Source organism: Wolbachia endosymbiont of Onchocerca ochengi (assembly GCF_000306885.1).
Lineage (GTDB): Bacteria > Pseudomonadota > Alphaproteobacteria > Rickettsiales > Anaplasmataceae > Wolbachia.
The window spans coordinates 651,625-664,692 of sequence record NC_018267.1 but is presented as its reverse complement, the minus strand read 5'-3'; the positions used below and the strand labels follow the sequence as shown (position 1 = coordinate 664,692).

Sequence of the window (13,068 nt, the reverse complement as noted above, 5' to 3'; positions counted from 1 at the left end):
CAAATGTGTTTGAAGCTTATTATGTTATTATGTATTAAAACTTTTCATAATATTGTATGGTAAATATCAGAGTAGAAGTCCTAAATAAATGTAAGCAGGTTAACCACAGGTGGCTAGTCGATATTTACTCAATCTGCATAAGTAAAGAGTTACCACCAAAGCTGTATAAAGAAATTTGTGAGTTATTTTACAATAGAGTTATACAAGACTACCGTTATTACCTCTGCAATGAAGATTTTGAAGAGGTTAGATACGATTTTATAAAACCGCAAGCCAAGTGGGGTTTAGAGATAAGCTTCCTACCTGGCATGAACGATAATGTAGGTAATACAGTAAAACAAATTGTTAGAGAATATTTAATAAGTAAAGGCCATCTTTATGAAGATATTTACATCAATGCAAGAAGCTCTAAGTTAATTTTAGGTAAAGGAAGCGCACCAACTAAAGACGATATAAAACAAGAATTTAACCCTATCACTGAGTATTGTAAACTTATTTATAAGGAAAACGGCAATTGTCATTGGAAGTATTACGGCAGATCACACATTCACTATAGTATCGTTCCAGCACAAAGCCATATAATAACAGAAAAGGAAACAACTGCAGATAGAAATCGAGCTAAACCTATCGATTTAAACGTAAGTAACCAAGAACTTAAGAAGATCAGCAGAGATGGAATCGATGGTAATGGCCCTTTAGGGCTTTCTCTTATGGCAATGAAAACTATAAGAAATCACTTCAAAAAACTTGGCAGAAATCCATACGACATTGAACTTGAGTCCCTTGCACAAACTTGGTCTGAACATTGTAAGCACAATATCTTTTGTTCTCCTATTGACAAAATAAAAGATGGTCTATACACATATTATATTAAGCGTGCAACACATGAGATAGATTCTAAAATATGCGTATCAGTTTTCTCTGATAACGCAGGAGGAATAATCTTCGATGAAGATTACTTAATTGTAGATAAAGTTGAAACCCACAATAGCCCTTCAGCTCTTGATCCGTTTGGAGGAGCAATGACTGGAGTACTTGGAGTTAATCGCGATATAATAGGTTTTGGCAAGGGCGCAGAACCTATAATGAATACCTATTATTTTTGCTTTGCTAAAGAAATAAAAGACAGATTTTATAGGGATAAAGAACGTATCGATGAGATTTTACGGCCAAAATATATAATGAAAGAAGTCATTCATGGTGTTAATGTTGCTGGCAATTCCTCTGGAATTCCAACACAACTTGGATCAGTATACTTCGACGATAGGTTTTGTGGCAAACCATTAGTCTTTGTTGGAAGTGTTGGAATTATCCCGCGCAGTATAAATAATGTACCTTCACATATTAAGAAACCTAAAAATGGTGATAAAATCGTAATTATCGGTGGAAAAGTTGGAAGAGATGGAATTCATGGTGCAACGTTTTCTTCAGAGGCACTATCAAGGAGCAGTTCTTTAACAGTTGTACAAATTGGTGATCCTATTACGCAAAAAAAATTATCAAATGCCGTAATGGAAACAAGAGGTCTTGGTCTTTATAATGCAATAACAGATAATGGAGCAGGTGGCCTATCATCATCCATTGGTGAAATGGGAAGAGATGGATTTAAAGTTGATTTAAGCAAGGTTTTACTTAAAAGCCATGATATGGCTCCATGGGAAATATGGATATCAGAATCACAAGAGAGAATGACTTTAGCAGTACCAAAAGAAAACCTTCCTGCATTTAGGCAAATCATGAAAAAACATGATGTAGAAATCAGCGTAATTGGAGAATTTAACAACAGTGGCAAAGCTATTGTCGAATATCCAGGAGGGATAGTAATAATGGACATGGAAACTAAGTTTCTGCATGATGGCAACCCTAAAATTTATTTACAAACAAAGCCATGGTCTATAAAAACTAAACCTGAATCCTTGTATCAAAGTGTACATGATGGTAAGTTTAAGCACAAAATGGATCCCAGAGTTAAGTACTGGGATAATACCCCTCACATATCATACACTAGAATGACAACAGACCTTACTTTTCTAGAAGTTGAACTAAAAGAAATGCTAAGCAGACCAAATATATGTAGTAAAGAGTTTATAGTGGTGCAATACGACCATGAAGTTCAAGGTTCATCTGTGTTAAAACCACTGCAAGGAAAGGGAAGAGTGTGTAGCGAAGTTATTGTTTCAAGGCCAATCCTTTCTTCAAATAAAGGAGTTGTAAAATCGCAAGGGTTTGGCTCTAGCTACGGAGAAATTGATACTTATCATATGGCAGCATGTGCAATCGACACTGCCATACGCGGCTGTGTGGCTGCAGGAGGAAATATAAATCATCTAGCGTTGCTAGACAATTTTTGTTGGTGTGATGCTTATAATCCAAAAAGACTATGGCAGCTAAAGAGAGCTGCAGAGGCTTGTTACAACTTTGCAACTGCATTTAAAACTCCATTCATATCTGGGAAAGATAGTATGTTTAATGATTTCAAGGGATATGATGAAAATGGCAAGAAAGTGATGATCTCTGCGCCACCCTCACTACTCATCTCAGCAATTGGAGTTGTAGAAAATATCGAGAGCGTGGTATCGCTTGATGTAAAAATGCCAGGGGACTTGATATATGTGCTTGGCACAACCTACGACGAGCTTGGTAGATCTGAATATCAATTATACAGTGGAATAGGCGATAATAGGGTACCAAAGGTTGATGCAAAGAGCGCTAAGAAGTTGTATCAGCGTTATAATCTTGCAATAAAAAATGATATGATTGTCTCCGCGATCACATCAAACTTAGGAGGGCTAATTATTGCTCTGGTAAAATCGCTGATTGCAGGAGACCTAGGTGCTGAAATTGATCTTTCACTAGTACCAATTGGAGAAACGCAAAATAGGAACATAATAAACAAGATAATAATGTTTTCTGAATCACAAAGTAGAATTTTAGTTACTATATCACCGCAAAATCAACAAAAGTTTGAAGAATTATTTAGAGGTATAGTTTTCTCATGCATCGGCAAAGTGACAGAGGAAAAGATTCTAAATATAAAAGATACCTTAAAAGTAGATCTGAAAGATTTAGAAAACAGTTACCGCAGTATGCTAATGTAAAGTTAAAGTATTTACTATTATACTAGAAACCTTTTCATTGTGGACAACGTTTATTTGGAATAGATATACGATTATTATTTTAAAAGTAGGTAATTATATCTGTTTTTATTGCTTCTTCTGTTTATTAATCTTTTTTTTACTTAATATTTCAAATAAGTTAGCTATAACTATGAACTAGAAGGGGAATAGAGAAAAGAAGAAAAACAGGGTAACTTCCAAGCATAGCTATAGCAGAAGATTACTCAATAAGTAAAATATAATAGAGTTGTCTTATAGATAATAATTGCGAAATAATAGATGAAAGTTTCACAAGTAGGCTATTATCCAATGACAAGGGAAATACAAGAGTACTAAAATAATGTATTCCGAAATTATAATAACAATTCTACTATATTGAAATTAGATACGAAAATTTCAAATTGTTTTATCAACTATTACTTAAAAGGTATTGCATAAGTCAGACTTTCTAATATTCCTTCATATGTAGGTTTATTGAGCTAAAGCCGATTATATTCGATTTTGCTACAATGGCTATGCGAGCATAGTAAGAAATACGTATATCCTATATTAATTCGATACCTAATTGCACAATAAGCTATAGAAAAAGAGTCCCAAAAAATAAAGTTTTTGCTGAAATTACAAAGTTAAGCAAAAGCACTTACATTACTGGTTTACAGTTCCAAACTGCATATGGTAATCAATAAAAATAGTGAAATTCAAGGGTTCACTCTAGCAAAAAATAATGTTAAATAGTAGAGGATTAGTTTTAGATCTAACTCGAAAATCAATAGGTTTATACTTTAAAGTAAGGACTATATTAAAAACTGTTTAATAAAAACCTCAAGCCTATTAATTAACATAAAAATATAAAGACCACATTAATTTTATTAAATGGAAAGTTTTTTCTGAAAAAAAGACCTATTATAAGATAGCTTCTATATGCCTCAAAGGTAGACTTGAGATAGAACATATTTACCTAATCCCATATTAACTTCCTAGTCACATTTTTTCTACGCTTATTTCATATCCTTTACACCACAAAAAAACCTTCCATTTCTAACACTTTCTTTACTGGCTAATTCATAATTAGCAGATCTTAATACTATATACATTAAAGCAATAAGAAAAATAATTAATATTTTCATTATTAAACATAAAAGAGAGCCATATTAAGCTAAATGATAGCTTTAATATACCATAAGCTTAAAGTCTTCCGTCAATTTTACAGAATGCATTTTTTTATTATCTTGATTATAGAAAGTAAATTCGTGATCATCCAAGTCTAATATTGCAAAACCGAAGCCAAAAAAGTTTCTAACTTCATATGCTAAATAACTTTTATTATTTGGATAACTAAACTCTACATTTCGGTAAACCGGCTTCTGATCTTGAGCATGTAGTAATGCACCACCGTTCCCAATTATGATCTGATCTGGAACACTGTCCATTAATAATATCTGAGCTATATGAATGTGTCCAGAGACTATAGTAGTTACGTTACTGGGAAATTTATCTCCAAAAGCTTCAATTTGTGTAAGATTGCCATGGCTCTTTAATGTTAGAAATTCTTTCTTTGGGGATCTCCAAAGCGGTTTGTGAGTTAAAAACCACGTAGGCTTATCAGAATTATCTTGCACTAATTTATTAAATTGTTTTTTAAAAGTATCAGTCATCTTTTGATTTGAAAAAACATCCTTACCAGAAGAAGAGTCAAAGACGAAGAATCTAATCGGTCCAGCATCTAAAGACCAGCTAGGAATGCAATCTACACACTTTTCAGATGAAATGGGATATGGATCTAGATACCTAAACCATCCCTCATAAGCTCCATTACAATCTTCATGATTTCCTCTAACAAAAAGAAAGGAAGATTGCGATAAAATATCCTTTGCAGGATTAAACCAATCAGCGTACCAAACTTCTTTATTATATCCATAAACATTACCACACTTTTTTGCCTTTCTACATTTTGTTTTTCTGTAATGATAGTCGCCAACATGAATAGTTAGATCTGGTTTATGGAGAGCAATAGAATCTAAATTTTTTTTTAAAGGCCAGCTATCTTCCGAATTGCATTCCTGCTGAAATAATGCACTTGTTCTACAGCCCGTGTCACCAATAAAAGCAATTTTACTAATCTTTTCTGGTAGTGTGGGAATTTGTGTATTATCAATACTAATGTTTTTAGCACTTGCCTTTATTATCAGTTCACAAACCGTTTCGGTGTGATTGCCACTGTTAATTGAGCTGCGATTTAGCATTTCTACTTTCTCACCATCAATATAAGCAATTGGACATATATTATTACCTATAATTGCACGTACACTTAATTTGTTTCCTGGAATAACTTGAGACCAAGTATACAATATTTGTGCGTAAACAGAATAGAAATTGGTTATAAGGAGTAAAGTCAAAAAAACAAAAATATTAGCTATATTCATTTATATAAAAACCTAAGTTAAAAGTTAGTAATGTAATCACCTTAAATAGGTAAAGTTTATAATCATAAAATCTGCTACTTAATCGTATAGACAATTTTTAAATTATCCTAGTATCAGATTGACACTTCAGATAAAAAATCTTAAAGTGATTAAGTAATTTAAAATAATTATATAAAAACTAGAATGAAGTGCGGTCGTGGTGGAATTGGTAGACACGCAGTGTTGAGGTCGCTGTGGCTTATAAGGCCTTGGAAGTTCAAGTCTTCTCGTCCGCACCAGTTTTCTTATTATTGTTTATATAGGTAAGATGTTTATAGAAAATCAAGGTAAAAATAAGGTAGAAAGAGCAATTAGCGAAATCAAGCGTGGCTTACCAATTTTAATATATAATAAAAATGATTATCTATTGTTTACTGCTGCTGAAACTTTGGAGAGAGATTTATTTAATCAACATAAGCTTATATCAGAAAATCTGTATATCACTTTAACTTCAAGCAAGATGCGGCATACATTAAAGAATGGAGAAAGTGGTAACAAACGCTTGCAAGTAAGCAACTTTAATGAAGTGCTCCATTTAATAAATTGTTCGATAGAAGATTATACAAAGAGGTTACAATGCTCAAAAACAATAGATAAATATGCTACCACTTTGCTTAAGTTTTCAGAGTTATTGCCATATGCGTTGGTGGTTGATATGACTTTTAAAGATGAGAATGAAATGCAATATTGGTGTGAGAAGAATGATGTTATTGCATTGTATACATCATTCGTAAATCATTACCAACAAGATTATGATATATATGAAGTATGCAAAACATCTCTATTTTTGAGGCAAACCAAAAAGGCGAATATCATATCTTACAGAACTAAAAATCGCGGAAAAGAACATTATGCAATTATTATTGGCAATCCAAATAAAGAAGGTGAACCATTAGTGAGAATTCATTCTTCATGCTACACAGGTGACTTGTTAGACAGCTTATCATGTGATTGTGGAAGCCAGTTACATCAAGCAATCCAGATAATGTCTGACTCTGTGGGCGGAATTATATTATACTTGATGCAAGATGGAAGAGGTATTGGTTTAACTAATAAGTTGAAAGCGTATGCTATGCAGAGAAAATATAACCTTGACACTGTAGATGCGAATAGAATACTGGGTTTTGAAGATGATGAAAGAAACTTTACTGTTGCAGCTAAAATACTTGAGAAATTAAGCATCAAAAAAATCCAATTACTTACAAATAACGATAAGAAGTTATTAGAGTTGAAAAGTAGTGGCATAGAGGTTACAAAGTGTCTACCACTTATTATGGAACGTAATAAATATAATGATTCATATATGGAGACAAAATTTAGTAAGCTAGGTCATAGATTAAGAGTTTTTTAGTTTTAACTACTTCGTTAATTTATTGGATTCATTAATATAAGTTAAGATTTTAGACAATTAAGATGCTAAAGTTTTTTAAGCAAGAAAAAAATAATAAGTTGTTGGATAAAGATATAAATTGGAATTCGAATCGTTATAGCATAGTTGTTGCTCAGAGAAATACTCTACTTCTATTTACATTAATATTATCGGTAGCAATTTTTATAAGCATATTAGCTATATTCAAAATTAGCACTAGTAGTACTATTGAGCCATTCGTTATAGAAATTGAAAAAAAATCAGGAATAGTGCAATGGGTTGATCCTATTACGGTAAAACAATATTCCGCAGATGAAGTGCTAAATAATCATTTTATTGCAGAGTATATAAAGTCAAGAGAAATTTTTGACCCATATAACTATAATTATAACTACTACACAAAGGTAAGATTATTTTCCTCACCCAGCGTATATAATGAGTTTAAAAATTATACAAAACTACAGAATATGGATGATCTTTTTGGTTTATATTCAGACTTTATTAAAAATGAGTTTAAGATTCGCTCAATTCAGAAATTACATGATAATACCTTTCAGGTGAGGTTCACTGTGGAATTTACACAAAAAGATGGAAACTCTATAAGAAAAAATAAAATAGCTATTATGTCATATAGATATGCATCACTTGAAATGAATGATCAGCAAAGGTATGTTAACCCGTTAGGATTTCAGGTTACTTCTTATAGAGTAGATGATGAATATGTATAGAACATTATTAGCTTTAGCTTTACTGATAAGTAATAATTTAAATGCATCAGTCAATTATAGTACGCCTATTTCTGTAGACAGCAGAATAAAAACTTTTGTGTATAGTCCTAACGAAGTATTTACAGTTGTTTTCAGTCAAGGTTACTATTCTTATATACAGTTTGCAGAAGGAGAGAAAGTCAAAAATATCGCCGTTGGTGATGCATCTAGTTGGAAAATTAGTCCTTATGATAATAAATTACTTATTATGCCATTTGAAGTTAGTGGTCGTACTAATATGATTATTACAACTACAAAAAAAAGGGATTATATTTTTGATTTAATCTCAAGACCGAATTATGATAAACACCCAGATACTAATACTGAAAAAACAAGCTATGATTATTCTACTGAAAAAGATATATCTTATGTAGTACGTTTTTATTATCCTCAAGAAGAAGATGAGTTTGACGTTGATTTAGATGAAATATCTACTCCTACTCAAATGCAATATGTTGTAGATAATCTTGAAGATGTAGTACAGGAAAATGCCACAAAGTACAATTATACGTATATCAATGAAGGTGTTAAAACTGATCTAATACCAATAGAGTTGTTTGATGACGGCTATTTAACCTATTTTAAATTTAAGGATGGTAACAAAATACCTCAGGTTTTTGTAGAGGAAAACAAAGCTAAATTGCCTTGTAAAAGACTGTTATTTGATGGTTATGTTATAATAAAAGGGGTACATAGGAAGCTATTCATACGCTACGAAGATGATGAGATCGAAATTATAAATAGATCACTTTAGCTTTGGTACATATAATATGAACAAAGAGATGCATAATAATTCGGACAATGAGTCAGAAATAGAGAGCAAAGTAGTAACAGTTGGCTCTAATCAAAGCCATAGAATATTAGTGATTATTATTTTAGTATTTCTAGTTAGTGGAGTGTATTACCTATATTTTAATCCTTCTTCTAATAAAGAGAGTGTAGAAGTCATTAAAAAAGAAGAAATAAAGCAAAATGTTCAAGAGTTAAAAGAAAAATTGGAAAAAGTTCCAGATGATACGACTTTTCATGAAAGGTTAATAACTGATTTGCCGTCTTTACCTCCTCTTTCTACCCCACAAGTTATACCAGAAGTAAGGCAGATTAAAAAAGAAAAAGTAGTAAAAAGAGAAGAAGAAAAACCAAAAGAAGCTCATCTGTCAAATATACCTGTCCTGCCGAAACAAAACTTCCCTTACAGCAGTATTAGTAGTAGCAATTTACCTACTTCATTGCCCACAATAGGAAACAGTGGTTATCCTAAAGATAGACGTAATACACAAATGTTAGCAGTTTTAGATAGTGGAAAAGAGAAGAAGGCTGCCAATGCTACTTTATCCAACACTTCAGCGCAATTAAGCACAGCTAACAAAGTAGGAAAACCAGAATTTATGATTACTCAAGGTAAAATTATTGATGCTATCCTTGAGACTGCAATAGATTCTGATCTGCAAGGTGTGTTGCGTGCTGTAGTTAGTGATGATGTTTATGCAGAAGCTGGTGATACAGTTTTAATACCTAAAGGTTCGAGATTAATAGGCAGTTATTCGTTCGATTCAGATGTGGCAAGAGCCAGCATAAATATAAATTGGAATAGAATTATTCTTCCTCATGGAATAGATATTACTATTTCATCACTTGGTACCGATAAACTTGGTAGAGCGGGAATCACTGGCATAATTGATAACAAAATAGCAAGCGCATTATTTTCTTCAATATTACTCGCAGGCGTCTCAATTGGTTCAGCTGTTATAGCACAAAAAGCTTCCAATCTTATTAATGTATTTACTGTCATGAATCTAGTGAGATCTATCACTGCAACTGAAATAGATATCTCTCCTCTTAGGGATATTATTGGCAGAAAGAGCAGTTCCCAGCAAGATGAAGAGAAGGCAAAAAATGATGAGTGGAAACTTAAGATTGGAGCTATTAGGAAAATTAAGAATGCATCTAACGAGCGAAGTCTGGTTGAGATATTTAAGCAAGTAGTAAAAGACTTAGGGTCAAATTCGATTGACAGTAATAAAGTTGATGAAGTTAATTTAGAAGATATAAAACTATTACTACAAAAGCAAGAAAACAAGTCTGTTTATGAAGAAGCAATTGGAAAATCAATCAACGATTTTTCTAGAGATATGCGAGATATAGTTAACAAATATACAGATAAAAAAACAACTATTTATGTTGATCAAGGCACTGCGTTGAAAGTATTTGTTAACCAAGATATAGTATTTTCTCCACAGGCAATATTAAAATTAATAAGATGAACTATGCTGCACTTGACACATATTTAGAACCCTTACAAGGCCTTTTTAAGGAAGAAGGTGTAAATGAAATATCAATAAATAAGCCAAAGGAAGTATGGATTGAAAATCGTGGTGAAATGAGGTGTGAAAAATTAGAAGTATTTGATCTTGACCATTTAAAATCTCTTGGCAGATTAATCGCTCAAGCTACAGAACAAAAACTGAGTGAGGAAGAACCACTGCTTTCAGCAACATTGCCAAATGGTTACCGTATACAGATAGTATTTCCTCCAGCATGTGAGCATGATAAAGCGATCATGTCAATTCGTAAACCTTCCACCATGCAATTGGTATTAGACGATTATGAGAAGATGGGAGCTTTTTCTGAAACTGCTATAGAAGTAACTGATAATCCAGTAGATCTTCACCTGGATTTGTTATTAAAGCAAAAGAAAATAAAAGAGTTTTTAGAGTACGCTGTAGTAAATAAGAAAAATATCATAATTAGTGGTGGAACTTCTACTGGTAAAACTACTTTCACTAATGCTACTTTGCGTGCTATTCCAGCTAAAGAAAGAATCATTACCGTTGAAGATGCAAGGGAAATCATTTTGAATGATCATCTCAATAGAGTACATCTAATTGCCTCCAAAGGAGGGCAGGGCAGGGCAAAAGTAACTACTCAAGATTTGATAGAAGCGTGTTTACGTTTAAGGCCAGATAGAATAATAGTTGGCGAGCTACGTGGAATAGAAGCTTTTAGTTTCCTTAGAGCAATAAACACTGGTCATCCAGGGTCAATATCAACCATTCATGCTGATAGTCCAACGATGGCCCTTGAGCAAATAAAATTGATGGTTATGCAAGCAAACCTCGGTATGTCTCCAGATCAAATCATGCCATACATTAAGAATGTAATTGATATTATCATTCAACTAAAAAGAACCAACGGGGGAAGAAGAAGTATTTCTGAAATACTATTTACTAGATCTTTAAATAAAAACTTATAAATTTATATGAATAAAAGAAAGTAGTTTATGAGTCATAGTGGAAACCATCTACGCAACATTTTGATAGGAGGTGTTGTAGTTTTCAGTATACTGGAGTTTTGCTTCTATTTATCTGGAATATTGTTCCATCTATTTGTTGATGGTCCAGATGGTGTAGATTTTAAAGCAGTTAACCCTAGTTTAACTCCTTTTCCTCAAGCTCTCTGGCCAACAATTTTTGATCACATACAATATTGTTGGCATCATCCAGAGTTATATAGCTCTGAACTCACAATTAAATTAATTGCATCTTCCGTACTACCTATCATTATTTTAATAACTGTTTTGTGGAATCTAAGAGAGAGGATAATTGAATGGCGTCCATTTAAAAAGAAAGAATCGCTCCACGGAGATTCAAAGTGGGCATCAGAGAAAGACATACGAAAGGCAGGGTTAAGAAGCAAGAAAGGATTATTGCTTGGTAAAGATAAAAGAGGCTACTTTATTGCTGACGGATATCAACACACATTGTTGTTTGCACCTACAGGTTCTGGTAAAGGTGTTGGTTTTGTAATTCCTAATTTATTATTCTGGACTGATTCGGTAATTGTACACGACATAAAATTAGAGAACTATGAAATAACAAGCGGTTGGCGAGAACGACAAGGACAAAAAGTATATGTATGGAATCCAGCACAGCCAGATGGAATTAGCCACTGTTATAACCCATTAGAGTGGATTAGCGAAAAACCTGGACAAATGGTCGATGACGTGCAAAAAATAGCAAACTTAATCATGCCTGAGCAAGATTTTTGGCAAAATGAAGCAAGAAGCTTATTTGTTGGAGTAGTATTATACTTACTTGCTACACCAGAGAAGGTGAAATCTTTTGGCGAAGTTGTACGTACAATGCGTAGTGATGACGTAGTTTATAATCTTGCTGTTGTTTTAGATACGATGGGTAAAATTATACATCCTGTAGCGTATATGAATATTGCAGCCTTTTTGCAAAAAGCTGACAAAGAAAGATCAGGTGTTGTTTCAACAATGAACTCATCGCTCGAATTATGGGCAAACCCTCTAATTGATACTGCAACTACAACGAGTGATTTTAATATTTTAGATTTTAAAAAGGAGAAAGTTACAGTTTACGTTGGTTTAACTCCAGATAACTTAAATAGGTTAAGACCTTTAATGCAAGTTTTCTATCAGCAAGCAACTGAGTTCTTGTGTAGAAAATTACCTTTGGATGACGAGCCTTATGGCGTATTATTTTTAATGGATGAGTTTCCAACACTTGGAAAAATGGAGCAGTTTCAAACTGGTATTGCATATTTTCGTGGGTATAGAGTTAGATTATTCTTAATTGTTCAAGATACTGAACAACTCAAAGGAATATACGAAGAAGCAGGAATGAACTCTTTTTTATCAAACTCAACTTATAGAATAACTTTTGCAGCCAATAACATTGAAACGGCTAATTTAATATCGCAGCTTATAGGAAACAAAACTGTACAACAGGAATCATTAAATAAACCTAAATTTTTAGATTTGAACCCCGCTTCAAGGTCGTTACATATCTCTGAAACACAGAGAGCATTGCTGTTGCCTCAAGAGATTATTATGTTGCCGCGTGATGAGCAAATAATCTTGATAGAATCGACTTATCCAATTAAATCAAAGAAAATTTTATACTATAATGATAGTACCTTCAGAAGAAAACTACTTAAGCCAACCCGTGTACCTACACAGGAACCATATGACCCAAATAAAGTCTTTTCTACTACTAGCAACGGTAGAGTCAATAACGAAGAAAGTAATGCTGTTGAAGAGAAGCCTAACATTGTTGATTACCCTATTGAAGCTCAAACTAAGGATGCAGCATACGATAAATCAAATATCAACGATAAATTTGAAGATGAAGATATCTATAATGAAGATGTTGACGGTAAGTTTGAAGATGAAGAAGATGACGATGAATTCGATGATGAATTTGAAGAAGAAAAAGATCATGACAGGTTTGATGACGAAGAGGATGAGTTTGAAGATGAAAATATTAGCGATAAGCTAAAAAACAATGAGAAGTAAAACCAACTTTACCTATTTTCTGACTCAAAAAATA

The 13,068-nt window shown here is 32.9% G+C and carries 8 protein-coding genes and 1 tRNA gene; 8 read left to right on the top strand and 1 reads right to left on the bottom strand.

The genetic code is table 11. The features are described 5' to 3' along the window. The first annotated feature begins 56 nt into the window (after positions 1 to 56). The gene (locus WOO_RS02450) at positions 57 to 3,098 is read left to right on the top strand and encodes a phosphoribosylformylglycinamidine synthase subunit PurL (RefSeq protein ID WP_014869098.1); all 3,042 of its coding nucleotides are present in this window, start codon (positions 57 to 59) and stop codon (positions 3,096 to 3,098) included. A gap of 1,187 nt (positions 3,099 to 4,285) precedes the next feature. Here WOO_RS02450 and WOO_RS02445 read toward each other — a convergent pair. Then, positions 4,286 to 5,539, bottom strand: coding sequence for a metallophosphoesterase (locus WOO_RS02445; protein ID WP_014869097.1), 1,254 nt, complete (start codon positions 5,537 to 5,539; stop codon positions 4,286 to 4,288). A 190-nt stretch (positions 5,540 to 5,729) separates the two neighbouring features. Between WOO_RS02445 and WOO_RS02440 the strand changes: the two genes are divergently transcribed. The 7 genes from WOO_RS02440 (at position 5,730) to WOO_RS02410 (ending at position 13,034) form a co-directional block, all read left to right on the top strand. Beyond that, positions 5,730 to 5,817 (top strand) — tRNA-Leu (locus WOO_RS02440). A gap of 29 nt (positions 5,818 to 5,846) precedes the next feature. Then, a complete protein-coding gene (locus tag WOO_RS02435; RefSeq protein WP_014869096.1) occupies positions 5,847 to 6,929 on the top strand; it encodes a GTP cyclohydrolase II in 1,083 nt (360 codons plus the stop codon). A gap of 62 nt (positions 6,930 to 6,991) precedes the next feature. Then, on the top strand, positions 6,992 to 7,675 hold the full coding sequence (locus WOO_RS02430) for a VirB8 family type IV secretion system protein (RefSeq protein ID WP_014869095.1): 684 nt from the start codon (positions 6,992 to 6,994) through the stop codon (positions 7,673 to 7,675). Beyond that, the gene (gene virB9, locus WOO_RS02425; protein ID WP_014869094.1) at positions 7,662 to 8,468 is read left to right on the top strand and encodes a P-type conjugative transfer protein VirB9; all 807 of its coding nucleotides are present in this window, start codon (positions 7,662 to 7,664) and stop codon (positions 8,466 to 8,468) included. Before WOO_RS02430 ends, virB9 begins: the two co-directional genes overlap by 14 nt. A 16-nt stretch (positions 8,469 to 8,484) precedes the next feature. After that, positions 8,485 to 9,978 carry a TraB/TrbI/VirB10 family type IV secretion system protein gene (locus WOO_RS02420; protein ID WP_014869093.1) on the top strand — a complete coding sequence of 498 codons (1,494 nt, stop codon included), beginning with the start codon at positions 8,485 to 8,487 and terminating at the stop codon, positions 9,976 to 9,978. Then, positions 9,975 to 10,967: a P-type DNA transfer ATPase VirB11 gene (virB11, locus tag WOO_RS02415; RefSeq protein WP_014869092.1), complete on the top strand. Its 993-nt coding sequence runs from the start codon at positions 9,975 to 9,977 to the stop codon at positions 10,965 to 10,967. The genes WOO_RS02420 and virB11 overlap by 4 nt, the downstream gene beginning before the upstream one ends. Before the next feature lie 27 nt (positions 10,968 to 10,994). After that, on the top strand, positions 10,995 to 13,034 hold the full coding sequence (locus WOO_RS02410; RefSeq protein ID WP_014869091.1) for a type IV secretory system conjugative DNA transfer family protein: 2,040 nt from the start codon (positions 10,995 to 10,997) through the stop codon (positions 13,032 to 13,034). Positions 13,035 to 13,068: the final 34 nt, after the last annotated feature.

Bases quoted from the DNA above. Each gene is read 5' to 3' on its own strand.
- WOO_RS02450 (WP_014869098.1), top strand. From the start codon at position 57: ATGGTAAATATCAGAGTAGAAGTCCTAAATAAATGTAAGCAGGTTAAC.
- WOO_RS02445 (WP_014869097.1), bottom strand. From the start codon at position 5,539: ATGAATATAGCTAATATTTTTGTTTTTTTGACTTTACTCCTTATAACC.
- WOO_RS02435 (WP_014869096.1), top strand. From the start codon at position 5,847: ATGTTTATAGAAAATCAAGGTAAAAATAAGGTAGAAAGAGCAATTAGC.
- WOO_RS02430 (WP_014869095.1), top strand. From the start codon at position 6,992: ATGCTAAAGTTTTTTAAGCAAGAAAAAAATAATAAGTTGTTGGATAAA.
- virB9 (WP_014869094.1), top strand. From the start codon at position 7,662: ATGAATATGTATAGAACATTATTAGCTTTAGCTTTACTGATAAGTAAT.
- WOO_RS02420 (WP_014869093.1), top strand. From the start codon at position 8,485: ATGAACAAAGAGATGCATAATAATTCGGACAATGAGTCAGAAATAGAG.
- virB11 (WP_014869092.1), top strand. From the start codon at position 9,975: ATGAACTATGCTGCACTTGACACATATTTAGAACCCTTACAAGGCCTT.
- WOO_RS02410 (WP_014869091.1), top strand. From the start codon at position 10,995: ATGAGTCATAGTGGAAACCATCTACGCAACATTTTGATAGGAGGTGTT.